Origin of the sequence: Acinetobacter sp. CWB-G5 (genome assembly GCF_019209785.1) — a bacterium.
GTDB classification, from domain to species: domain Bacteria; phylum Pseudomonadota; class Gammaproteobacteria; order Pseudomonadales; family Moraxellaceae; genus Acinetobacter; species Acinetobacter johnsonii.
On sequence record NZ_JAHUTF010000014.1, the window covers coordinates 1 to 25,043 of the forward strand.

Consider the following 25,043-nt stretch of genomic DNA (forward strand, 5'->3'; position numbering starts at 1 on the left):
TAGGATACTCAGCAACGTGAATATAATTTTACTGATTCACGTTGCTGAGCTGTGGCACCAACTAAGTTGCGTAGGCCACAGTCTTGGATATGCTATTTAACATAAAATTACGTTATGCGACATTCGGCTCTGAGCCAAAAGAAAAGGGAGTTTAAAACTCCCTTTCTTTTTTAGTATTCAATATCGATGGTTAAAATAATAAGTCTATTTTTTTGTCTCAACCTTAACTGTTCCGTCTCTCGTTACTTCTATAAAGCCTTCCAGTAGGGTCTGTTTAATAATTTCGTGAAATATTTCTGTGTCTCTCAGCGGCTTTTTTCCTGCTTTCACAAGATCTCTATTTAGCTTTAGAGCTGTCTCATTTAGAGCTTGTTCTTCCTGATCTGTAAATCTAAATGTTTTAGCCATCAATCTGAATCCTAGATTAAATTGCAAAATTATAAATGAACTTGTGATTTATTCTTGTATTCATATGTGATTTCTGTATTATTGACTAAAAGTGATTTATGCATTTGTGATTTTGCCATGATAATAACATTCGACAGTCCACAAGAATTTACTCAGGCTGCTTTTAACAGGGTGGCAGAGCTTGTTTCTCAAAATGGCCAAAGTGCATTAGATAACTTTGTACCTGCTTTCTCCACAGAGCAGTGTTTAGAGCACTTGGCATTTGTTGCGTCAGAAATGGCTTATGACTATTCGCTGATTGATGTTCATGCAGATTTATACAAAAAAACAAACGCTGAATTAAAAGAAGAAATGGGGGATTGCTAATGAGAATTTTAAGCATCGTTCTAGGTTCTGTTGATGTTGAGTGCCCAAAATGCTTCTCAAGATTTCATCACCAGTATTTGCCATTTCATATGTCTAAGTGTGAGGGCTGATTCATGACTAAAAAGACTGATCAAAAAACAACCCAAACCCGTAAAAACACGGTGGAAAGCCCTAAATCTGCACAATTCTTCTCAGCAGAATCTAGTCGCCTGACTGATTTTTCTACCCCCATTTATAACATGCGGGTTACGATTGACTAAATTTAAATCAAAATAGGGTGTTTTTATGTTTGAGACTGTTTTTATTTCTGATCCTAATTTTAAATATACTCAATATTTTACTTTTGAGAATTTTTTATTGGCTTTCTGTGTTGCTCTTACTATTGCTGCAATTTTTATTATCATTTCTGATATTTTTACAGATGAACAATTATAAAGCTCACGGATTTCGGCATAACGTATATTATGTTCATTAGGATACTCAGCAACGTGAATATAATTTTTACAGATTCACGTTGCTGAGCTGTGGCACCAACTAAGTTGCGTAGGCCACAGTCTTGGATATGCTATTTAACATAAAATTACGTTATGCGACATTCGGCTCTGAGCCAAAAGAAAAGGGAGTTTAAAACTCCCTTTCTTTTTTAGTATTCAATATCGATGGTTAAAATAATAAGTCTATTTTTTTGTCTCAACCTTAACTGTTCCGTCTCTCGTTACTTCTATAAAGCCTTCCAGTAGGGTCTGTTTAATAATTTCGTGAAATATTTCTGTGTCTCTCAGCGGCTTTTTTCCTGCTTTCACAAGATCTCTATTTAGCTTTAGAGCTGTCTCATTTAGAGCTTGTTCTTCCTGATCTGTAAATCTAAATGTTTTAGCCATCAATCTGAATCCTAGATTAAATTGCAAAATTATAAATGAACTTGTGATTTATTCTTGTATTCATATGTGATTTCTGTATTATTGACTAAAAGTGATTTATGCATTTGTGATTTTGCCATGATAATAACATTCGACAGTCCACAAGAATTTACTCAGGCTGCTTTTAACAGGGTGGCAGAGCTTGTTTCTCAAAATGGCCAAAGTGCATTAGATAACTTTGTACCTGCTTTCTCCACAGAGCAGTGTTTAGAGCACTTGGCATTTGTTGCGTCAGAAATGGCTTATGACTATTCGCTGATTGATGTTCATGCAGATTTATACAAAAAAACAAACGCTGAATTAAAAGAAGAAATGGGGGATTGCTAATGAGAATTTTAAGCATCGTTCTAGGTTCTGTTGATGTTGAGTGCCCAAAATGCTTCTCAAGATTTCATCACCAGTATTTGCCATTTCATATGTCTAAGTGTGAGGGCTGATTCATGACTAAAAAGACTGATCAAAAAACAACCCAAACCCGTAAAAACACGGTGGAAAGCCCTAAATCTGCACAATTCTTCTCAGCAGAATCTAGTCGCCTGACTGATTTTTCTACCCCCATTTATAACATGCGGGTTACGATTGACTAAATTTAAATCAAAATAGGGTGTTTTTATGTTTGAGACTGTTTTTATTTCTGATCCTAATTTTAAATATACTCAATATTTTACTTTTGAGAATTTTTTATTGGCTTTCTGTGTTGCTCTTACTATTGCTGCAATTTTTATTATCATTTCTGATATTTTTACAGATGAACAATTATAAAGCTCACGGATTTCGGCATAACGTATATTATGTTCATTAGGATACTCAGCAACGTGAATATAATTTTTACAGATTCACGTTGCTGAGCTGTGGCACCAACTAAGTTGCGTAGGCCACAGTCTTGGATATGCTATTTAACATAATATACATTATACGTAATCTAAGTCATTTATAAAAAGCCACAATTGATGATGTGGCTTTTTATAAATGACTTAGATCACATCAAATTCAATTCGACGGTTTTTCTTACGACCATCTGCAGTCGCATTATCAGCAACAGGTTTGTTCGAGCCTAATCCTTCGACGCTTAAACGTTCAGCTGCAATACTTTTATTGATCAAATAGTTTTTAACAGCTACAGCACGCTCTTTACTTAAAGCAAGATTCTTTGCAGCGTCACCTGAACTATCTGTGTGTCCAATAATTTTAACCTTTTTTCCACCAACCTTATTTAGAGCCACCGCCATTTCATCTAAGATTTGAGTTCCACTCATAGCCAAAACTGCACTGCCAGATTCAAATTCTATAATTCTGTTTTTAAGTGCTTCATCTATAATTTGCTGTTCAGCCTGATTGACAGAAAGCTGCGCATTTAAGCGATACGGTGGTGTTACTAAACTTTGGAATAAGTTTGTTGTTGGCTGAATTTCATTTGAACTCGATATTTTTCCATTAAGTTCCATTTGCGTACCACGTACAGAAAGTTTACCTTGATGCACTTTTTTTAACTCTGGAACCACTATATTCGCAACAGATTCACTCCAACCATTCGGAGCGCTAACTGCTTTAACCTTTATTTTATCAATCACTTGGTCAGCACCATAAACACTGTACATCTTGTTTAAAATGATTTGCTTACTGGCCTCATTTGGAACAACACCTTCCACAATAATCGGTTCAGCCCAGACATTCACGCTCAAAACCAACGTTAAAATCAGCAGCCATTTATTTGACTTAAATCCATGATTTATTTTCATATTTTACTAATCTATAAAAGTTTTTTTAAAAAGTTTCACAGCTTGTATTAAGCTCAATTGGCGCTCAAACAAAGCTTGCTCCAGCGTTGCCAAACCGGCATTTTGCTCTAAATATGCATCAATCCAATTGGCTTGGACCAATGAAACCCAGTGATCTGAATCTAACTTTTGCGTGAAAATTTCACTTAAGGTCATAATATCTGCCCCTTGAAAGCCAAAAAGAAGTACCGGTTTTTCGCTATGCAAAATCCCTATCAGAAGCTCAGCATTTTGATTTTGAATAAAAAAACTGATTAGATTGACCCAAAAAGCTGCAATTTCATAGCAGTAGCTAGAGTTATTAATAGGTAAAATCAACACTTTAGTTAAGCGACTAGTACCATGTTGAATGACGGGTTGTAACAATAACCCAAGTCCAATCATGCTTTGTGCAAGCTCATAACTACTCATTCTTAGTAATTGAGCAAATGAATGTATCGTATGGTGTTCATAAAATGCCGAAACTTCGCTGTTATTAAAAACCTGTACCTCGTTATTTAATTTAGATAATTTATCGAGCACGATATTGGGGTCACGTATCGAACGTACCACACGATTCTTTTGAAATAGATCGATTAAAGTTTGCTTATAGCGATATGGCGCATAAATAATATTATCAAAACTATTTTCAACCTCTAATAAATGACTCAAAACCATTGGAAATTGACGACCAGAACTATCGTGACTGGCTATCAAATTTGCCACAAGAAAATTATTTTCTTGTGGATTGGCAATAAAAAAGTCTAATGAAGGTAGCTTTTCATACGCTTGACTAAATCCCTCTGATTGCATGGCATGTTCTAATGCTTCAGTAATCCACTGATCAATCAGTTGAATTAAGGCATACTGACCGCGTGTTTTTAAGAAATCACCACGTGCAGGACATTTTCCGTAATATAAAGCTAAGGTCCGCAGTTCATCCATCACAATACTCCTTACAACCTAGCCACTTTCGAGAAATCATAAACGAGACTCCTGTATCCCCGGTGTTGGAGCTTTAGGACTTGCAACTGTTGCTGAAGGTGTGGTTTGCGCTGCCACCACACGTACGGATTTATTGGTGACAATTTGATCGACTAGCTGCATGCCATTGTAACTGCGCTGCCCGCCTACTCCACCATTGGCGTCGCCGCTGATTAAACGGAAATTGACTTTTACTGCAAGCTCTGGATTTTGCTGATTTCTCCAAATCATTTCATAGCTTCCGCCACGTTGCGTTCGCTCAGCACCGTCAATTAAACGATTAATACCATATTCACCAGGCGCCTCAAAAATCGTATGCGTTTTCCCATCTAAATCAATGGCTGTAATACGTGCACCTGGAATTGCTCCAGCATTTGGCCATACAAAATTCACCCATTGTTGAATGCCGTTTTCATAAAGCATTCTTTGTCCGTCAATATCAATGGTATAGGATAAAAACTTAGGATTTTCAATTGGGTAAAATTGAAAATTGGATTGAGCCGTAGCAGCAGGTGTAGATGAAGCTTGATTCAACGCTCCTGTTGCCATGCCATTACTTGGAGCAACATAGCTTTGAAAATTCATCACAAACTGTGGATTCAAGCTAATCCCTAAATCTTTCCACGTCTTAGAAGTCAAGGTATAACCACGACGAATAACCAGTGGATCAAGATACTCTTTGACATAACGCGCAATACTGCCATTTTCGCCAAGAATCTGGCTAATTTCATTGCTGGTTGCTTGCAATGTCGCTGAAGAATTAAATGGATATTTTTTACTCAGGTTTGTGTTAAAAGGTTGGTAGACTTGCATAACCCACAGCTTATTCATCTCATCTTGTGCAGGGAGAATTAAACTTTCAAATGATTGTGTCAGTGGCGAAATCAACAGCTTTTGGAGCAGTTTCTGATCAACCTCAGACAAACCAACGGACATTTTTTCATCGACCAGCTTCTGCGTTGTATTAAAAACAGAGTTTTGCTCATTAATGGTCGACTTAACTAAACTCATCGCAGATGGTCCAATATCCCCTGAACTTTTCAAGTCATTGAATTTACTTCGAACTTGCGCTAAAGATTGCATGTATTCATCAAGCAAAGACTTATTTTGTTGATCATCACGCTTACGCACTAGCTGATAAAACATCTGGAATTCTTTAGAAATCGGGCCTTGCGCTTGATTCATGACTTTGGCATCAAGCTGAGTTTCATCTCGTCTTAATACTTTGCGTTTAAACCAAGCCACAAAACCTGTTTGTGGCGCTGCCAGCTCTGCCATTACGACTGGATTGTCCCAACTGGTTTCTTTGGCAACGCGATCAAAAACACTTCGAATGGGTGAGTTTTCAGGCTCGCCTAAAACTTGAACGAAACTCGCCTGTTGTCCGTAATCCTTAGCTTTTGCATAATGTATCGCACCTAAAAATTTCCGCCATTCCGCAATATATTCTTTTTTATAGAGTTCTGTGAGCTGTTTACGGATTTGATCTGGGCTACCACTAAATGATAAGTCATCCGACTGTGTGCTGTTGAGTACCCAGTCTTTGGTATCCGTAGGTCGTTTTGCAACTTCATCGATGGCTTGTTCAACATATTCTGACCATGCAGCATGTGTAAACATACCCGGCAAGGCATAACTCCCTAAGATTGCATTTTGATTGGCATCGCCAAGCATTTGCTTTATGGTTAATGCTGGATAACGGACAGCCGCACGCATTTTTAATTCATTATAAACTCGGTCTCGTGCAGGCATTCCACGAATAACAGACAGAAGAACTTGACGCGTTTGATCCACCACCAAGCTGTCTGAGCTGAGTACTGGAAATTTAGGATCGCCAACTAAAGTCATGCTATACGACAAAATTTGCTCTGCCTTCTGGATCATTTCTCCGCGCGGCATTTGACCACGATTATTATCTAACCATGAACGCCAGAAGCGTGTGACTTGATCACTTAAATGGCTTGCATCCATATATTGAGTATTACCCATCATTAAATAGGCTTTTAAAGCATTGTATGCATCTTGTGGATTTGCATCATTAGGCTCTAAATATTGCTGTGTTTTTGCAACAGGTGTCAGCTCTACATTTGCATGGTTTGTGCGCAATTTTTCTTCATTGCTTTTCACCCGCTGTAGATATTGGGCAATATTTTGTTGTGTTGGAATCAAGACGATTTGCTCAACACCCTTTAAATATTCTGTTTTTAGCTTCTCCTGCAGCTCATCTCCCTGATATAGACCAAAACCCAGCTTTAAAGGACGATCTTCTTCAAATTGGTCCAACTGCTGCATACGTTCCTGTAAAATCAAGAGTGCACTCAGTTGTGTAGACAACTCTTGACCCGATTGCTTTTCAAGTAAAACGACTTTGTCTAAATCGGCTTGTACGTCTGCAATCAATTGTTGATTATTCCGATAAGACCACACCCATAGACTTAAAATGATGGCTACACCAAATAAAGCGGCAACAAAGGCAATATAACGCTGACGCTTTCGGCTAGGGTTAATATGCTGTTTAACGAGGTTCTTGTCTTTCAGAATAATGTCTGAAAATAAACCTTTTAAAAAATAGCCATGGTTTTGCGAAACTGAGCTCGTTGGAATGCCATTTTCATTGTCTAAACCTTTTTGCAATAAAAAGTCTTGAGCAATTTGCTCGGTCATTGGGCTTTCAATAATGCCTTCTTGAAGTGCGCTGGTGAAATAAAAGCCACGGAAAACAGGTTTAAATTGATAAGGGTTATCTTCAAACAGCGTGCCGATAAATGTCTTTAACGCAGGCTTTAAGCTCTTAAACTCTAAAGGAAATGTCATGACACTTGGAGAAATATTCTGCGAGTGTCGACGGCTGAGATGTGTCGTACTGACGCCTTTTAAACCGTCATATAAGATGGAATAGTGTTTTTCAAACAATTCAACAGCATTATTAGCCCCATCGGTTGTATAAGGCAGTGTCGCCCCCCAAACCTGATCAAACTCACCGACTTCATAACATTCAAAAAACTCAGTAAAGCCTGCTATCAGATCCATTTTAGAGAAGACCAAATAAACAGGCGAAAAAACTTCTAAGCGCTCAGTAAGATCTTGAATTCGTGCACGTAAATTCTTTGCCAGTTTGATCGACTTTTCTGGACTGTTACTCACTAACTCAGCAATACTGACAATCACGATCAAGCCATTGATTGGTGCTTTTGAGCGGTTTTTTTTCAAAATATTTAAAAAACCTAGCCACTCAAAATGATCTTCTGCATAAACAGAATAACGACCTGCAGTATCTAATAACACGCCTTCTGTTGAAAAAAACCAGTCGCAATGACGCGTTCCGCTGAGTCCAGCAGAAACTGATTTTTGATGGGTTTCTTCAAAAGGAAATTTTAAACCTGAGTTATAAATGGCCGAACTTTTACCCGCGGCAGGATTACCAATTACCATATACCATGGCAACTCGTAGAGTGCAGCATTGCCCTTTTTATCTCCCAGTTTTGATTTTCGAATCAACTGAATAGATTCTTTCATTTGCTGCTGAATCAAATGAAGTTCATCTTTGTTTTTTTGTTTGCCATATTCTGCATTGGTGTCATGTGCAATGGCATCGGCAAGAGCTTCACCTTGTGCTGCATGTCGACGACGTACAATGAGTAAATAAATTCCCCACAGCATCAACCCGAATACATAACAAATCATTAAAGGCCAAAAAATTTTGGCTGGAATGACGTTATACATGGCCATTAGTGCGACAAAGCCCGATATAGCCATAATAGCTTTAGGGTTGCTCACATACTGCCAAACATAACCTAAGACGTTATAAAATAAAGAATTCACAATACTCTCTTATTCTTTTTTAATTTAAATGGTTGGTTCTACAGGGATATTACTGTCTTCACACGCATGTAGAAAACAATGTGTAGACAATTGATCAGTGCTATAAATCATCGCCATCAGCTCATCAGGCAAATGCATACTCAACATAAATCCAAATACTTTGGCCAAATGCTGCGTATGTCCAAAACTTTGTTTGGTATGAATGAAGTGATGCGATTCAATCCCACTTCGATCGAAAATTTGGTAAAGTTTTTTCATGGTTTGAATGTCTGTAATATCATCGAGCATCAGTACAAAAGGCTGAATATCCTTAAATTGTTCTAATTGCTTCATCGGTGGGGATGCAAACTGATTGGCAAGATTGGCCTCGTTTAGCACAATCTTGAGTTGTTTTAAGGGGTTGATATCAAGTAATGGTAAAGAAGATGATGCTAAGCACCAACTAGAGGCATATTCAGCAGGCAAGTAATGGTCGGTTAACCATGTTTTTTCATCGAGCAGTTCTTGGTCAATTTCAGAATCTACATTCAGGATGAATGTAATTTCCTCTGACTGCTGAGAAATTTGTTCCAATAACAGCATCCAATCTTTATAGGCTGTTTCTTGACTGAAATAATGGTGCTCAAGATGAATTTGCTGCGTAATCACGCCTAATGAACTTAAATAATCCTGTACGACGCCACTGCTTTGTTCTTCATTCCAAGCATGTAACATCGATTCAGGCAGCAGAATATGTATATTGATACGGTTTAATTTAGCAACCTGCTGCACATCAGGTTGTTCCTCTGGTTCATTGCTATCATATTCACTCGTAGGATCAATCCATGCTGGATGCATACGATATTCATATGCCAATTCACTATCATAAAATAAGGCAGATTGCTTTAAATGCTGTGAGATTTGCCACAATGTTTCTGCATGTTGCTCTAGTTGATGCTCGATCAGGGCTTGAATTCGCAGATGGCGCGGATGATCAACGACTTCATCATCGTCCTGATTTATAATGACATGGTCTAGTGCATGTATGCGATAAGACAGCATTGGTAAGCCATAGGCATTTTGTAATTGCGTATCGAGCTCTGGGCTTTTAAATTTTTTAATCTCATCAAGAATCTCGCCATTTTCCCCAAAGGCACTATATGCAGACGAAGAATAAATATTCAGGTTTAACCACTGAATTTCAACAGCTTCAGCTTGTTGGTTCTCATCATCCTGATGCTTCTCTACTTGCGCTTGTTTTTGTTGCTCTTTGCGCTTTTGGTGAGCTTTAATGCCATGATAAATAAATACAGGAGACCATAAAATTACGCACAGAATCAGTGGAAATAGAAGCAAATAATTGAGCAGGTCTGTCCCAGTTGGGTCATACTGAATGTCACGCCAGTAAAAAATGACGATTCCTGCGACAAGCAACAATAAGCTGCTCAAAGTACCAATAAAGAGCTTAAGCATGCCCCATCCCCATCAATGTATAACAGGTTTCGTGATTGTGTTCGGTCAGCATTGGCATTAAAAAAGCACCTTGTGATAAACCAATGGTCATCGTTGAACTCAGCTGAATCGGTTGAATATCCTCTTTCCTCAGGATGATTCTTAAATCCACCCCAAGCGTTGGACTCAGCCAGCTCGCGAGTAATCGTTTGAGTTTTATACTCTCAGCTTGGTCGGGTAAAAATTTTAAATACTCGGTGTATGGGACGGGGCCAACTTCTATTTCAATTTTTCCATCTATTTGACGGATATTTTCTCCACAAAAGGTATTGATGCCCAATTGATTATTACCCCCCAGTGTGCTTCTTTGTTCAGGGGACAAGTGAAAGATCTCTTCAACAAATTCTTTAATCTTAAAGGGTTGCTTAAACACGCAACTCAGCATGGTTTTTAGCGCATGTGATGTGTTATTTTGCCCCTGCATTAATCCAGCGAATTCAGCAAAATAATCATCTAAATCTCGCTGCTCATGTTGAGCACTCACATAGCCATTTAGTGCGTGCAAAATATCGAGGTAATGGTTTTCTTGCTCAATTTCATAGCGAATCGGTAAATGGTAGGCTAAAGATGCATCCACATATTGCGCCGTGAGCTTGTGATTAAATAAACCTAAAAAATGAAGTGTTTCATTCCGTTGTATACGCGCACTTTGTTTAATTTTATTGGTATAGCTATACGGTAAGGTGCCCTGAATCCCAGTTAAACCAATCATTAAGTTGGTTAAGTAAATTTTTTCTTCGTCAAGGGTCAAACTCTCAATTTCTGCATTCGGAAAATTGAGATTCAGTGAACTATGAAACTTAAACTGCTTTGCCCAATCCCCTTCTTTTTGAGTATGGGGAGCTTCCGCATGACGTAATAATCGCGTGGCCTGAATAAATTCAAAAGCGTTCGGTTGTTCAACCAGTACATCAACTATAGAAGTGTCTTGCCACCAACGTTCTGCACGCATTGGTATAACTCCTGTTGAGATTGAGCATCTGAAATAACAACATCCACAAAACTGTTCATCTGGACTTTTAGATTAAAGACATGTGACAACAACTGGCTAAAAATATATAAGCTATGTCCTCGAAACACTTTCGAATCTATCCCTAGATTTACTTTCAACCCTCGTATAAAGAGCGGGAATGGTTTTGCATCTACCATCTTTTGCTTTAATTCAAAATTAACCGACTGAATCGCATTAATAATAAGGTGGTTTTCTTTAAGCTGAGGCAAATTGTAGAGTTCAAGTAGTTCTTGAATATGGCTTAGAGCATCGCCCTTAGTTAGAGATAAAGTATTTAATGATAAATGCGAAATGATCCGCCATTGCTCTTTTTTATTTTGTTCAAAGTAATAGGGTTTATTCGGTCTTTTTAAAACAACAGCTCGCCGTGCCAGACTACTGTCATTCAAATTTAATATATTGTTGGCTTGGCTCAATGCCTCATGGGGTAAATCACGATTGGAGCATAATAATTGCGTACTGATAAAATCAGATTTGGTTGTTTCAGGCGATAAATGTTTTGAAATAATACTATAACCTGTTTCAACATATTTGTTTTGTAGCTGTGCCGAATTCAAACTATAAAAAAACTGAGTCTCGTCCTTTTGATAATGACTCATCGCAAAGAATGGATAAATGTCAAAAGTAGTTTGATCTTTATTCGACTTTTCACGAATCATTTGCATTTTAGTAATCGAATAAGTTTGATAAAACTCAGGATGATGAGCATCGGTAACTAAAGGATATTCGAGTTGTTGATGATTAATTTTTTGAGGTTCAGCTTGTTTTTTAAATAAATTGATAACTGGTACTACATATAATTTAAAGTTTGCGATATTCAACTCAGAATAATTTCGAATATTGACCTGATCATTTAAATTTAATTTAAGATGAATCAAAATTTCAAACTGATTTTGCTCTTTTTCTAAATGTTTTAACAAACCTAAGTTCATATTGAGGAAATTAAATTTTTCAGAAAAACAGAAATACTCCATCAACAGCCGGTATGCATGATGCGTATGTTGATCCAAGGGCAACAGACTTTCAGTTTCAGCAAAACCCATGATGCTAAACGGATTTGGAATGTCGATGACGCGATGACCAAACTTTAATGAAAAGCCTGTGCTGGACTGGAACACAGCATCCAAAACTTGTAGTGGAAAATTGGATATCGCATCCAAATAAATAGGCAAATTTTCTTTTTCTAAAATTCGATGTGCCTGATTAAAAATATTAAATCCTAAGCTAAGCGTTGCATTTTGATTTAAATGCATATGCGCACTAGGATTGGTTTTAAAATTAAGGTGACTCAGCTCAATGGGTAATAATTTTAGTTCTTGTGTGGTGCTAAATTCACACTGAACACCTTTAAAACTTCTTGATTTTATTGCGGTATTTTTAGGAATGAGATGAGCGTCAGTTAATTGTTTACACTTATTTAGGTCTTCAAAACTGACCACAGTACATGCAGGAAATGGTTTGAGGTATTGAGGGAACATCACCTCAAACAAAGACCGGGTAAAGATGTCGTAACTGTCCGCCAGTTTCTTATCAATTCTTGCTGCAATTAAGGAAAAGGACTGAATTAAGCGTTCAATATGCGGATCATCTACTTGCTCTTGATTTAAGGATAAACGCTGAGCGATTTTTGGGTATTTTTGCGAAAACTCACGGGACTGCTGTCCAAATTCTTGTAATTGTTTTTCGTAGTACGGTAATAATTCTTCAATCACAAATCAGCCCCATTAAGCTCTTGCAGAAATAACATATTGTTGTGTTGTCGGTTTGAGCAAAGCATCAAAAATCACGGGTTCATATAAAGGATGAATATTTAAATAGGCTTGAATACTCAAACACAACGCCCCCATATTCTGTCCATCGAGCAACATTTCGACTTTGATTTGTTTCAGTCTCGGCTCATGTGCAGTAATAGACGCTGCAATCGACTGGCAAATTTTATCGCGATCGGTCGGATTCGCAGTCGATAATCCAACAAAATCAATGATTCCAAATTGAACAATGGACTTTTTCACCAACGGGAAAGCATCAATTGAATCATTAAAATTGGCCATACGACTATTCAACAAATCTTCTAAGTCAGTTGCGACAGATTCACGTAGCTCCTGAAGAGACATCCCCAATCGGTCCTGTTCAGTGGTCGGTAGTAATCGGTCAAATAGCGTTTTTCTAAACCCATAGGGATAAAGCTGATCTAGATTCATGTTGATTAAAATCATCTCGCATAAATAAAGGCCAACGTTGGTCAGCCTTTATTTTTTCAGTTATTTTTATGCAGCGTATGATGCAGTATTGTTTGATAGAGACCATTTCTTGGTCACAGCACCTTTTTGTGTGCCATTAATATCTTGCTGGTTATATGTCCATTCCACAGCAGCATATTTCAAACCAAATCCTTCAAGTGGAACACCTTCTTCACTTACTGTTGGTGTAACACTTGAAACCAGAACATGCTTCAATTTAATTTGTAGGTACTTGATGCGTTTATCGCCATTTGCGCGATAAAAATCAATTTGTACTTCATCAAAGGTATAACCTGCAGAACATGCTTCCCAAAGTTTTGGACTGGTTGCATCCAAATCTTTAACAAATAACATATCTGAATGTTCAACACGTTCTGCCGTATGACCGCCAACACTTGATGATGTTGCAGACTTTGGCTGACGAATATTGTGTGACCAAGAGTTCACCTCTAACCAGCCTTGGTGCTCTGTATCACGTGACTCGCCATCGACCTTATATTTACCTCTGAACTGTACGTATATGTCTTTCATTTGTAATCTTTTCCTATTCTAAAGTTATTATGTGTTGACACTCAAATTAGCTTGAGGACTGAGGTAACTCAGTAACAAGTCGCAGTGATACTGACAACTCATCCAACTGGAAATGTGGTCTTAAGAAAACCACAGATTTGTAGTGCCCCGGTTGTGCTGGGTTCTCTACAACTTTGACAGATGCTTCACGCAACGGATATTGCGCTTTCGCCTCTTGTGAAGCCCCGTCATCAAGCAAAATATATTGAGCCAACCACTCATTTAAAAATGTTTCAATGTTTCCAGCCGAAGCAAAGCTTCCGACTTTATCTCGCATCATGGCTTTTAAATAATGTGCAATACGTGAAACGGCCATAATGTACTGAATTTGGCTAGATAAAGCCGAGTTTGCATTGGCAGAATCGCTATTATACTTTTTAGGTTTCTGCGTCGATTGCGCACCAAAAAATGCTGCATAATCCGTGTTTTTACAATGTACTAAAGGAATAAAGCCAAGATCACTGAGTTCTTTTTCACGACGGTCGGTGATCGCAATTTCAGTTGGACATTTAAAGACCACTTCACCATCACTGGTTTTAAAGGTATGAACAGGTAATCCCTCTACCAAACCACCACCTTCAACACCACGAATGGCAGCACACCAACCATGCATATCAAAGGCATTGGTCAAACGCGTACCAAAAGCATAGGCTGCATTCATCCATAAATATTCATCATGATTTTGCCCTGAGACTTCTTCCACAAAATTAAAGCCTTCAGTCGCTGTACCTTCCTTAGGGTGATAAGGCAGACGGCCTAATACACGTGGCATTGTTAATGCAACATAGCGTGCATCATCACTTTCTCGGAAAGAACGCCACTGGACATATTCAGCGGTTTCAAAAATTTTAGATACTTCACGCGGACGGTCAATATCCGTAAAGGATTCTAATCCGAGGATGTTAGCATCTGCTGCAGAAATAAAGGGTGCATGTGCAGCTGCAGCAACATGTGAAATTTGTTCCAGCAAATACATGTCTGAAGGTGTACGATCAAACTCGAAATCGCCAATTAATGTGGCATATGGCGCACCACCAAATGACCCATATTCTTCTTCATAGATCTTTTTAAACAATGTACTTTGATCAAAGTCCGTTGCGCCTTGAAAATCCTTGATTAATTCTTTCTTCGTTGTATTCAACATACGAATCTTAATCAATGGATTAGATGGCGTTTCTTGGCAAAAGTAATATAAACCGCGCCATGTCGATTCAATTTTTTGAAATTGTTCGTCATGGATAATTTTACTGAGCTGCGTTGAAATGAGTGCATCAATTTCAGCAATACGCTTATCAATCGATAATGTCATATTTTCTGAAACAGTAATCGTCCCCGCCATCACTTCTTTAGCAAGTTCGCCAATTAAACTTTTCGCTCTATCATGCTCTTCTTCATTTCGAGCAATTCGACTACGTTCAACAATTGAATCTAATAGCGTAAATTCTTCAGTAGTATCTTGAGCAACTGCAGCGGATTGGGCATTATTCATTTTCAGCCTCCACACTCATTTTACGCACTTGATCTGTATTTTGTAGAACTTGGTCAAGTAGATCTTCTAAACGCTCATTATTCGAAATTTTGTTACGCAAATCAGTCAAACGTTCACGAGCTTCCACCAACTTTCTCAAAGGATCTACTTGCTGAACCACATTTTCAGGACGAAAATCTTCCATCGACTTAAATGTCAAATCAACAGACATACGTCCACCATCATCAGTCAATGTATTTTCAACTTGATAGGCAGCACGTGGTGCTAAGGACTCCATGACTTCATCAATGTTTTCTAAATCAACATTAATAAATTTTTTGTCTTTGAGCTTGGTTTTTTCTATTTCAGATGCTGCGGAAAAATCACCTAAAACACCAACAACAAATGGCAATTCTTTGATTTCTTTAGCATCACCAACTTCAACATCATAAGTCAGTTGTACCCGAGGTGGTCGAATACGCTGTAACTTTTTTTGGACGCTTTCACGTTTAGCCATATGAAAATCCTGTTTTTTATTATTTCAAAAATGAAAGTTTTTAAAGTGAATTGAAGGGATTTGTATTCGGTTTGCTCGCCACTTCTGTTGATTGTACCTTCTCAACTTTTTTGGGTTTTGCCACCTGAGCCGTTGTTTTCTTTGTGGTTTGTTTGGTTGAACTCGCAGTCTTACGCGTGGATTTCTTAGGGGCTTTAATCACCACGGCCTTTGCATCACTCGTATCTGGCGCAGGCAAAGAATTACGAACGAGATTAGACAACTCTTTAGCAGGTGGATAAGTTAAATCTGCAGATAAATAGCGCATTTCTTCTTGACGCATATGGTTTAACGCTGTGTTTGCAATCGAAACACCAGCTAAAAACCGAGTATCTGTTAATGATGTATGATTAATATTTCGCGCATTTAACTCTTGAACCAGTTGAAGTGCTTTATAACTTTTTCCAAGTTCTTGATATCGACTTGCAGCTTGAACCAATAATTTATTTTTTAGCTCATCATTTTTTTTATTTTTACTATCGCAAATCTGTGCATATAAACTTAGTAAATTGTGATCTGTTTCCCCATTTACTAAGGGGTAATCTTTAATACATTTCTTTTTTAAACTAATACCTTCTTCTACCGCTGAAAAAGCAAATGGTGTCACCGTTAGTAAAACGAATGTAGGTAAAATTAAATAATATTTTTTCAAAACTTGCCTCAAACCTTTATGAATAAAAAATTAAAATTATTATCAGTAACTTCGATTTAAAATATACACACCCTAGGTAAGTATCTTCTGCTTATATAATGCGCTTGGATTTAACAAAAATATGACACCCAAAGTCAAGGAAATAAATGTTACTCAAAAGTAACTATGTTTGTTTTTTGTAATGTATCTTCTTTTTTATCTAAATTTCATTTGTGTATTATGATGTCATATATATAAAATACGCGCCAAATAGCATTTATAATGACTTGTAAAATGCTAATTTATAAATAATTTTATATTTACACTAAAAACACAGATAGCCATTGGCATATTTGTCTTGTAAAAACTTTGCTATAAAGCATGACTGAGTTACATATGAATAACCTTAAAATATTAATTAAGAAGCTATCTAATCATGCGCGTGTTGCTCTAGAGAAGTCTGCAAATAGTTGTATTAATCAACAGAATTATGAAATTGAAATTGAGCATTTTTTTCTTGAATTATTAGAACAACCAGAACTAAATGATCTCTATTTATTAGTTGAAAAATATAAAATTTCCCATGATTCTTTAGTTAAAGACTTACAACTTAGTCTTTCCCAGTTACCTAAGGGAAATACTCGCACCCCTATCTTTGCTCAATCGATTATTCGTTTATTAGAGCAAGCGTGGTTACTTGCTTCAGCCGAACAAAATCCTATTATTCGAACCGGCCATATCTTAGTAGCACTTTTAACAGCACCAGATTTACATCAAATGGCTTTACGCGCTTCGAGCCAATTCGAACTGTTCCCAATTGATACAATGAAGCATAAATTTTTAGACCTTTGCTCAAACAGTATCGAACAAAACGTTTTACAGGAACCAACGCCAAGCGAAAGCACTGAACCTGCACAGCATCTGGCTAAAAACAAAACTCCTGCACTTGATCAATATACACTTAACCTAACCCAAAAGGCACAAAACGGTCTTATCGACCCTGTTATCGGTCGTGAGTTTGAAATACGTTTAATGCTCGACATTCTGATGCGTCGACGCCAAAACAACCCCATATTAACTGGTGAACCGGGTGTAGGAAAAACAGCTGTCGTGGAAGGTTTGGCATTAAAAATCGTGAACAACCAAGTGCCTGATGCTTTAAAAAATGTTCAACTGCATACGCTGGATATGGGACTATTACAAGCAGGTGCCAGTGTAAAAGGTGAATTTGAAAACCGCTTGAAACAAGTGATTCAAGAGGTTCAGTCTGCCACCCATCCGATAATTTTATTTATCGATGAAGCTCACACTTTGATTGGTGCAGGCGGTCAAGCAGGCCAAAATGATGCTGCCAACCTATTAAAACCCGCACTGGCTCGTGGCGAGTTACGTACCATTGCAGCAACTACATGGGCTGAATATAAACAATATTTTGAAAAAGATGCGGCGCTCAGTCGACGTTTCCAAGTTGTTAAAGTTGAAGAACCGACTGAAGATGTCGCCATCGATATGTTACGTGCCATGTTACCAGTCATGGCCAATCATTTTAATTTAAATATTGATGATGAAGCCATCGTCACAGCTGTACACTCTTCACATCGTTATATTAGTGGTCGTCAACTCCCAGACAAGGCAATTAGCGTACTCGATACAGCCGCAGCGCGTGTGGCACTTACTCAAAATGCGCAACCTGTGAAGCTAGATCATCTACTGGCTCAACAACATAATCTCAAACTTGAATATGAGATTTTAGAAAATGAGCATAAAAATCTACCAATTCATCATGAACGCTTGCACGATCTACAGAAAAAATTAGCTCAGCTTGAGTGTGAAGTTAAACATACTCAAACACAGTGGCAAAAAGAAAGCGCGCTTGTTGAACAGATAAAACAACGCCAGCAAGATACAACGGCTCACAACGATCAAAATGAGATTGCTGCGCTTCGTGAAGAATTAAGCGATGTGCAAGGCCAGAATCCCTTAGTGTTTGAACGTGTTAATGCACAAATCATTAATGAAATTATTTCAGACTGGACCGGTATTCCTGTGGGCAATATGGTGAACGATGAAATAAAACAAATTCTCAGCCTAGAAAGCAAACTGGCTGAGCGTGTTATGGGGCAAGACTCTGCCCTACATCAACTGGTTCAGGGGATTAAAACATCTAAAGCAAAATTGGATGATCCCAATAAACCGCAAGGCATATTCATGTTGGTGGGGCCAAGTGGTGTCGGTAAAACCGAAACCGCGCTTGCGCTGGCGAATGAACTTTATGGTGGAGAATCCCACCTGATCACCATTAATATGTCTGAATATCAAGAAGCACATACCGTTTCTTCTTTAAAAGGTGCTCCACCTGGATATGTGGGATATGGTCAAGGTGGTGTGCTGACTGAAGCGGTTCGCCGCAATCCTTATAGTGTGGTTTTACTGGATGAAATTGAAAAAGCACACAACGATGTTCAAGAACTCTTTTATCAAGTTTTTGACAAAGGTACACTTGAAGATGGTGAAGGTCGAATCATCGACTTTAAGAATACCACCATTATTTTGACCTCGAATGTAGGTTCGAATGCCATTATGCAGGCGTGTTTGAATCAACCGATTGAGACATGGCCAACAGCAGAAAACTTAGCTGAGCAGTTAAAACCAAGTTTATATAAACAATTTAAACCTGCTTTTTTAGGGCGCATGCGTATCGTTCCCTATTTCCCACTGCATGATGATTTACTGGTTCAAATTATCCATCATAAAATCAAAAAAATAACCTCTCGCCTTGAGAAACAGTACCAAACCAAAGTTCAATATTCAGAGGAACTGGTAGAACTGTTATTAAGTCGCTGCACGGAAGTCGATAGCGGTGCACGAAATGTTGATCACATTTTAAATGCCAGTATATTGCCTGCTTTAGCCACAGAAATATTGATAGCTTTGGCAGCAGATCATTTGCCTAAAGTCATTCAGATTGATGTCAAAGATGATGAAATTACTTATGTTTTAGACCCTGTCGAAAAGACCACGGCTAAAAAGAAACGACATCCTGCTAAAAATAAAGCGAATCAAGTTTAATAGAATATAGAGTGTAAAATTATGAGCTTAGAAATCGAGCCTTTATTGTCTCCTATCTCAAGCGATCAACCATGTGGACAAGACTTGTCTTTTTCCAATGAATTCCACGCTATCAAAATTGCAAAAACTCAGGATGATCCACTACTCGATCAAGGCGACTGGGTTGCTGAACCCAAGCAAGCAGACTGGCAGTTCGTTGAACAAAAATCAATCGAGCTCCTCACGGGAAAATCGAAGGATTTACGCTTATTGGGCTGGTTACTTGAAGCGTGGTCAAATTTATACGGATTCGAAGGTACTGCAAAAGCCCTAGAGCTTATGCACCGGACGCTAAATGAGTATTGGACACAACTTCATCCTGAAATTGAAGAAGAAGATTTAGATCAACGTCTAGGTTTATTGCAAGGCTCAATTAATCATTTGATTCCACTGATTAAACAAGTTGCTATCGTGAATGTTCCTGCATTTTCACTCAGTGATTATGAAGCCTTACTGAGACAAAAAAACCATTTGTTGAAACAAGTCGAAAGTTATACAGATGATACCAATAGCTCTCAGATTTTAGAACAATTTGAGCAGAGCTTGTTCAATACATCAAAATCATTTCAATATCAGAACTATCAACATTTTTCGGCGCTTCTCGCTGAATGGTCAATTTTGAAAAGTGTATTAGATACCTTAATGGGTTTAGACGCACCAAGCTTTGCTGCTATTGATACTCAGCTTGAAAACATCCACACCAGTTTAAAAAAGCTCTACAAAACCGATGTTTTTACCCAACCTTTAATGGCGACACAAACATCTGAGTCTTCTGCTGCTGCAACGATAACAACACAGGCACTTTCATTTACCCAGCACAAAGAACAAGAAATTGACATGAACACCGTCCATCCATCCAAAGGCTTTCAGGTTCAACCGCAAAATCACTTAGCAAACCGTGAACAAGCCATGCGGGTATTACAAGAAATTTCTGACTATTTCCAAGCCAATGAACCGCATAGCCCCGTAAGCTATATGTTACAGAAAACCATCAAGTGGAGTCAGATGCCACTACATGAGTGGTTAAATCAAGTCATTAAAAACGAAAATCCACTGCATAACGTCCAAGAACTACTGGGCGTACAACAAGCAAATGAATCAAGCGACTGGTAATCTAAATGTTTAAAGCAGAAAAAATACTTTGGGGTGAAGGTCTATTTTTACGTCCTCAACATTTTCAATTACAAGATGCGTATCATGAACAACGTCTGAATCATACCATTCGTTCTACGATTCCATTTGCCTATGGCATTCAAAATATTCAATTTGATGAGGCTCAGTTACACACACATATCATGGCCCTCGAAAGTATTAGTATGATTTGGCAAGATGGTGAAATTTATCAAGCGCCGACACGTGATTTACTGCCAGAGCCAGTGTTATTAGATGAACTGAATTTACGTGGCGAAATCTTGGTTTATTTGGCTTTGCCGATTGTACAAGCCAATAAGAAAAATGTGAGCGCTGAAAATAGTGTGCAGTTCGGTCGCTACCACTCTTATCTGACCTCAACCCACGATTTATTTACAGATGCAACTGCAGCAGATATCACCTTATTACGCCGCCGTGCAGAGTTTCGCTTGTTAGAGGCGAACGTAGAACCGAATCAAGAGCTGGATGGTTTTTTGTATTTAGCTTTAGCAAAAATTAAACGTCAAAGCTCAGGTCAATTTGAATTTGATCGTCATTTTATTCCGCCTATCTTGCATATCGAATCTTCTGAAAATCTTATCTCGAGTTTGAAACGCAGTTTAAATGTCATCAAAGCGAAAATTAAGACCATTCAAAGTAATAATCGAGAAAATGAGCAAAAACTGATTGAGTTTCGATCTGGCGACATTGTGTCATTTTGGTTGGTCAATGCACTCAACACAGCACATGCGACGTTGAATCATTTATTGCAATATCCGCATATCCATCCAGAGCGACTGTTTTTTGAATTATTACGTTTAACAGGCTCATTACTGACCTTTTCAACGGCTCATGAGGTTGATCATTTACCTCGCTATCAACACCATAATTTACAAGAAAGTTTTAGTCAGCTTGATGTCATTCTACGTGAGTTATTAGATACGATTATTTCAAACCGCTATATCAACATTCAATTGAAAGAAACGCGACCATCTTATTGGTTAGGCAGTTTAGAGTCAGACAAAATTACTCGAGATTCAAGACTTTACTTGGCTGTTTCTAGCAGCATGATGCAAAGTCACGAACTAATTCAATTGGTTCCGTTGAGATTTAAAGTCGGCAACACCGTAGATGTTGAACAGCGCGTCATCGCCGCACTTCCTGCAGTTCCTTTGCATCATTTAATGCAGGTTCCAACCGCTATTCCAGTGCGATCTGGTGTGAGTTACTTTGAAATTGAACCAAATAATGACTTATACCAACGTATGTTGGATGCCGAGTCGATTTGTATTTATATTCCGGCAGGTTTCCAAGATATTGCTGTTGAATTGATTGCTGTGATGAATGGCTAAGGAAATGAATCATGAATAATGCCCCTTCACTTTTTGATGATGGACAAATTGGAACTGGTTCAATTACTCAGCCCATGACCGCCAAAGTCACCAGTACAACCAACTTGGTCGACTTACTCCATGATGGTTTTTATATTGTATTTTTATTAAAAAACAAATATATACCGAGTAGTTCGACTGAATTTCGCGAAAAAATCATTGCCCTACTCAACCGTTTTGAAAACCAAGCCCGAAAATTACAATTTTCATCAGATGATATTCAAGATGCTAAATATGCTTACTGTGCATTATTAGATGAAACCATTGTGACTCAGCAAGATGCACAATTTTTCGAGCTACAAAATAGTTGGTTAATCAGTCCCTTACAGCTTAGTTTATTTGGCTCGCAACTTGCGGGTTATCGTTTTTTCGAAATTTTAGAAGAGTTACGCCGTAAAGGAAATAGTCGATTAGCCGCACTTGAAGTTTATCATTACTGCATGCTTCTGGGTTTTCATGGTAGATATCGCATTGAATCTATAGAAAATTTAAACCATTTGGTGGCACGTGTAGGCGATGAAATCGACTACTTAAAAGGAAAAAAGGCGGCCTTTTCTCCTTTTGCATCGCTACCCGATCAAATTAAACACATGATTCACCGTGAGCTTCCTTTTTACTGGATTTTACTTTTTCTAATCGTATTCGCACTCTTATCCTTTGCGGGCTTGCGCTATATGTTATCAAAGCAAAGTACGAATTCTTTAGCCACATATGAAAATGTCATTTCTACGCCAACAGAACAGGCACATATTACTATTCATTTACCCTAAGAACTAACTCCATGGCTCATGAAAAACGGACTTCAGTCAAAATTTTGACGTCTACAAAAAAGAAAAATATTTCACCTATGCTCTATGCGTTTGGTGGTTTTTTGAGTGGTATCGTATTGATGGCCACTCTTGGTTTTACTTATTTTTTTGCACAACAAAAAAATGATTCAATACAGGTTAATCAAAGTTTTAGCGTGGATGTCACTGAACCCTCAGTCGATAATGAAGCCCCGACGCGGGAACCCGAAGCTATTTTTGAAGCGACTAAAGCCATCCCTTCTAAAAGTGTTCAACCTTCAAATGTAACTGAGCCGCCTTCTGATTTTCCTCAACCCAAAGAAGATGAATTAAGCAAAGCTTTTCTTCGTCCAACTGAAACAGTTGCTGCACCATCGATGAAGAGTGCTAGTCCGCAGCCCTTATCAAAAGAAAATAAGAAACAAAACTCGTCAACGCAAAGTTCGGCCGCACCGAAAGATAAAAATCACGACAAAGTAGCCAAAGCAGAACAGGCAGTGGAAAAATCCGAAGAATCTCCCACAGGGAGTGTACAAACCAAGATTACAACTCGTACCGTCGAAGCCCCAATGCCAGCTACTATCCGACTATGATTTATGCTCTTTTTTCGCTTTTTCTAATCCTGGCACTAGGGCTAGGTTTAGCATTGTCCTATGAACTTAGAGCAAAATTAGCAGGCTTTTTTGTCGGGTTAATTCCTCAAGGAAAACAAAGATTTCAATCCGCTCGTCATTTTGCACAGCATATAAATCATGCTGCTGCGCCCGAGCAATTGCAATCGCATTGGCATATTCAACAGTGGTGGATATTGGCTGCGGGTCTATTTCTATTTGCCAGCATCTTAATGTTTGCTTTTACCAGTCCAATCACGCCCACTAAAATCGAAGCGGATTATTTAAGACAATCGGATCCACAAATTTATGCCCTACTTGATGGACAAATTTTGTCTCCACCACCACAGGTCGAAGAATCCTTAGTTGCTGAGGCCATAGTTGAAGCAAGTATGCTTGAACAAGCGGATCTTAATAATAATTCTATTCAAGCCAGTGCTTTGAATTACGATCCAAGTATTCAGGATGTACATTCAACTCATTCACATGACAATTTAGCAACGGCTGATCGTAAGTGGCACAAAATGAACCCACGCTATAAACAACGTTTACTGATGGTATTTAAAATAATGCGTGAGCAGCATGGATATGAACTGGTTTTACTGGAAGGCTATCGTAGTCCGCAGCGTCAGAATTCTTTAGCCAGCAATAAAAATACGACTTTGGCACGTGGTTATCAGAGTTACCACCAATTTGGATTGGCGGCGGATGTCGCATTTAAGCGGGATGGAAAAGTCGTTATTTCTGAACGAGATCCATGGGCGATGCGTGGTTATCAGCTCTATGGTGAAGTTGCAGAATCTGTAGGTTTAACTTGGGGCGGGCGTTGGAAGTCGATCCAAGACTATGGCCATACTGAATATCGAATGCCGAATTTAAAGAAAACTGCGGAAATGGCTGAAAAGCTGACCTCTGAAGGACAACTTTCAGCTGCGAATTTGAGTTAATCAGGTTGAAGGCTGACTCAAATATTGAGTGATGATTTGCAGAACTTGTGCAGTTTTCTCTGCATGTAACCAGTGTCCAGCATCTGCCACCGTCTGAATCTGGGCTTGAGAAAACTGCGATTGGATAGCTTCTATATATTCTGGCTTTTTTACATATGGTGAATTTCCACCACGTATAAACAATGCAGACTTATGCCATGTTTCTATATTTTCCCATGACAGAATTTGGGCATAGTTCTGATACAGTGCATCTACATTAAACAACCACTTCCCTTTGCTAAAAGATTTCAAGAGAAACTGAATCACCATTTCTTCTTTGAGATATTCACGCATGATTTCTATGGCTTGTTGACGTGTTTCAATACCTGCTTTTTGTACTGCAAAGAGCGCTTTAAAAATTTGCTCATGATGATTTTCTTTATAAGCAATAGGCGTAATATCCAATACCACCAATTGATCTAGTCGATCTCCTGCGAGTTCGGTCACTTTCATCACCAGCTTTCCACCCATCGAATGCCCGATCAAAGAAAAGTGCTCGATATTGAGTTCATCTAAAGTTTCAATTAGATCAGCTGCCATTACCTCATAATTCATCACATTTGAATGTGTAGATAACCCATGATTACGTACATCTACCTGTAATACATGGTGGCTTGAATAAAACTCCCGAGCCAACATCCCTAAATTACTTAAACTGCCAAATAAACCATGAACAAAGACCAATGTTTTTGCACGCGGCTGCTCATTTTGATGAAATTGATGATTTAGGATCATATGAAACTTACTTTATTTGATTCCTATAGATATTGAATTTTTAATGGAAATAAATCAAATGACTTTTT

At 38.2% G+C, this 25,043-nt stretch carries 26 protein-coding genes; 12 read left to right on the plus strand and 14 right to left on the minus strand.

Annotation, left to right across the window (positions count from 1 at the left end; genetic code table 11):
• Window positions 1–204 precede the first annotated feature (204 nt).
• Complete coding sequence (locus KVY11_RS15100; protein WP_218289402.1) at window positions 205–408, minus strand: hypothetical protein; 204 nt, start codon at window positions 406–408, stop codon at window positions 205–207.
• Between the two features lie 117 nt (window positions 409–525).
• Here KVY11_RS15100 and KVY11_RS15105 point away from each other — a divergent pair, with 117 nt between their 5' ends.
• From KVY11_RS15105 to KVY11_RS15115, 3 genes are all read left to right on the plus strand, one after another.
• Entirely contained in the window at window positions 526–774 is a 249-nt protein-coding gene (locus KVY11_RS15105; protein WP_218289436.1) for a hypothetical protein, read from the plus strand.
• Between the two features lie 113 nt (window positions 775–887).
• Window positions 888–1,034 carry a hypothetical protein gene (locus tag KVY11_RS15110; RefSeq protein WP_256350803.1) on the plus strand — a complete coding sequence of 49 codons (147 nt, stop codon included), beginning with the start codon at window positions 888–890 and terminating at the stop codon, window positions 1,032–1,034.
• A gap of 25 nt (window positions 1,035–1,059) precedes the next feature.
• Entirely contained in the window at window positions 1,060–1,209 is a 150-nt protein-coding gene (locus tag KVY11_RS15115; RefSeq protein ID WP_218289403.1) for a hypothetical protein, read from the plus strand.
• A 242-nt stretch (window positions 1,210–1,451) separates the two neighbouring features.
• On the opposite strand, the gene KVY11_RS15120 is transcribed toward KVY11_RS15115, so the two are convergent.
• On the minus strand, window positions 1,452–1,655 hold the full coding sequence (locus KVY11_RS15120; RefSeq protein WP_218289402.1) for a hypothetical protein: 204 nt from the start codon (window positions 1,653–1,655) through the stop codon (window positions 1,452–1,454).
• Between the two features lie 117 nt (window positions 1,656–1,772).
• Between KVY11_RS15120 and KVY11_RS15125 the strand changes: the two genes are divergently transcribed.
• From KVY11_RS15125 to KVY11_RS15135, 3 genes are all read left to right on the plus strand, one after another.
• Window positions 1,773–2,021: a hypothetical protein gene (locus tag KVY11_RS15125; protein ID WP_218289436.1), complete on the plus strand. Its 249-nt coding sequence runs from the start codon at window positions 1,773–1,775 to the stop codon at window positions 2,019–2,021.
• A gap of 113 nt (window positions 2,022–2,134) precedes the next feature.
• The gene (locus tag KVY11_RS15130; protein WP_256350803.1) at window positions 2,135–2,281 is read left to right on the plus strand and encodes a hypothetical protein; all 147 of its coding nucleotides are present in this window, start codon (window positions 2,135–2,137) and stop codon (window positions 2,279–2,281) included.
• A gap of 25 nt (window positions 2,282–2,306) precedes the next feature.
• On the plus strand, window positions 2,307–2,456 hold the full coding sequence (locus KVY11_RS15135) for a hypothetical protein (RefSeq protein ID WP_218289403.1): 150 nt from the start codon (window positions 2,307–2,309) through the stop codon (window positions 2,454–2,456).
• Between the two features lie 212 nt (window positions 2,457–2,668).
• Here KVY11_RS15135 and KVY11_RS15140 read toward each other — a convergent pair whose 3' ends face one another.
• The 11 genes from KVY11_RS15140 to KVY11_RS15190 form a co-directional block, all read right to left on the minus strand.
• Entirely contained in the window at window positions 2,669–3,433 is a 765-nt protein-coding gene (locus KVY11_RS15140) for an OmpA family protein (RefSeq protein ID WP_218289404.1), read from the minus strand.
• 6 nt (window positions 3,434–3,439) lie between these two features.
• Window positions 3,440–4,396, minus strand: coding sequence for a type VI secretion system-associated protein TagF (gene tagF, locus KVY11_RS15145; protein WP_218289405.1), 957 nt, complete (start codon window positions 4,394–4,396; stop codon window positions 3,440–3,442).
• 36 nt (window positions 4,397–4,432) lie between these two features.
• A complete protein-coding gene (gene tssM / locus KVY11_RS15150) occupies window positions 4,433–8,191 on the minus strand; it encodes a type VI secretion system membrane subunit TssM (protein WP_218289437.1) in 3,759 nt (1,252 codons plus the stop codon).
• A gap of 90 nt (window positions 8,192–8,281) precedes the next feature.
• Window positions 8,282–9,709 carry a hypothetical protein gene (locus KVY11_RS15155; protein WP_218289406.1) on the minus strand — a complete coding sequence of 476 codons (1,428 nt, stop codon included), beginning with the start codon at window positions 9,707–9,709 and terminating at the stop codon, window positions 8,282–8,284.
• Window positions 9,702–10,700, minus strand: coding sequence for a type VI secretion system baseplate subunit TssG (tssG, locus tag KVY11_RS15160; RefSeq protein ID WP_218289407.1), 999 nt, complete (start codon window positions 10,698–10,700; stop codon window positions 9,702–9,704). The genes KVY11_RS15155 and tssG overlap by 8 nt, the downstream gene beginning before the upstream one ends.
• Window positions 10,664–12,472, minus strand: coding sequence for a type VI secretion system baseplate subunit TssF (tssF, locus tag KVY11_RS15165; protein ID WP_218289408.1), 1,809 nt, complete (start codon window positions 12,470–12,472; stop codon window positions 10,664–10,666). Before tssF ends, tssG begins: the two co-directional genes overlap by 37 nt.
• Window positions 12,473–12,484: 12 nt before the next feature.
• On the minus strand, window positions 12,485–12,961 hold the full coding sequence (gene tssE, locus KVY11_RS15170) for a type VI secretion system baseplate subunit TssE (protein ID WP_010326723.1): 477 nt from the start codon (window positions 12,959–12,961) through the stop codon (window positions 12,485–12,487).
• A gap of 66 nt (window positions 12,962–13,027) precedes the next feature.
• A complete protein-coding gene (locus KVY11_RS15175; protein ID WP_004693082.1) occupies window positions 13,028–13,531 on the minus strand; it encodes a type VI secretion system tube protein Hcp in 504 nt (167 codons plus the stop codon).
• 46 nt (window positions 13,532–13,577) lie between these two features.
• Entirely contained in the window at window positions 13,578–15,059 is a 1,482-nt protein-coding gene (gene tssC, locus KVY11_RS15180) for a type VI secretion system contractile sheath large subunit (RefSeq protein ID WP_218289409.1), read from the minus strand.
• Window positions 15,052–15,555 (minus strand): type VI secretion system contractile sheath small subunit, encoded by a 504-nt coding sequence (gene tssB / locus KVY11_RS15185; RefSeq protein WP_218289410.1) that lies wholly within the window; start codon window positions 15,553–15,555, stop codon window positions 15,052–15,054. Before tssB ends, tssC begins: the two co-directional genes overlap by 8 nt.
• A 40-nt stretch (window positions 15,556–15,595) precedes the next feature.
• The gene (locus tag KVY11_RS15190; RefSeq protein ID WP_218289411.1) at window positions 15,596–16,246 is read right to left on the minus strand and encodes a hypothetical protein; all 651 of its coding nucleotides are present in this window, start codon (window positions 16,244–16,246) and stop codon (window positions 15,596–15,598) included.
• 375 nt (window positions 16,247–16,621) lie between these two features.
• Here KVY11_RS15190 and tssH point away from each other — a divergent pair, with 375 nt between their 5' ends.
• Genes tssH through KVY11_RS15220 form a run of 6 tightly spaced genes read left to right on the plus strand, consistent with a single transcriptional unit; the run spans window position 16,622 to window position 24,201 of the window.
• Window positions 16,622–19,294, plus strand: a complete 2,673-nt coding sequence (tssH, locus tag KVY11_RS15195; RefSeq protein WP_218289412.1) for a type VI secretion system ATPase TssH — start codon at window positions 16,622–16,624, stop codon at window positions 19,292–19,294.
• A gap of 21 nt (window positions 19,295–19,315) precedes the next feature.
• A complete protein-coding gene (gene tssA / locus KVY11_RS15200) occupies window positions 19,316–20,446 on the plus strand; it encodes a type VI secretion system protein TssA (RefSeq protein WP_218289413.1) in 1,131 nt (376 codons plus the stop codon).
• Window positions 20,447–20,451: 5 nt separating this feature from the next.
• Window positions 20,452–21,816, plus strand: coding sequence for a type VI secretion system baseplate subunit TssK (tssK, locus tag KVY11_RS15205; protein ID WP_218289414.1), 1,365 nt, complete (start codon window positions 20,452–20,454; stop codon window positions 21,814–21,816).
• Window positions 21,817–21,827: 11 nt separating this feature from the next.
• Window positions 21,828–22,625, plus strand: coding sequence for a type IVB secretion system protein IcmH/DotU (icmH, locus tag KVY11_RS15210; RefSeq protein WP_168159937.1), 798 nt, complete (start codon window positions 21,828–21,830; stop codon window positions 22,623–22,625).
• A gap of 11 nt (window positions 22,626–22,636) precedes the next feature.
• Entirely contained in the window at window positions 22,637–23,236 is a 600-nt protein-coding gene (locus tag KVY11_RS15215) for a hypothetical protein (RefSeq protein WP_218289415.1), read from the plus strand.
• On the plus strand, window positions 23,233–24,201 hold the full coding sequence (locus KVY11_RS15220; RefSeq protein ID WP_218289416.1) for a M15 family metallopeptidase: 969 nt from the start codon (window positions 23,233–23,235) through the stop codon (window positions 24,199–24,201). Before KVY11_RS15215 ends, KVY11_RS15220 begins: the two co-directional genes overlap by 4 nt.
• On the opposite strand, the gene KVY11_RS15225 is transcribed toward KVY11_RS15220, so the two are convergent.
• Window positions 24,202–24,975: an alpha/beta fold hydrolase gene (locus tag KVY11_RS15225; protein WP_218289417.1), complete on the minus strand. Its 774-nt coding sequence runs from the start codon at window positions 24,973–24,975 to the stop codon at window positions 24,202–24,204.
• Between the last annotated feature and the right edge of the window lie 68 nt (window positions 24,976–25,043).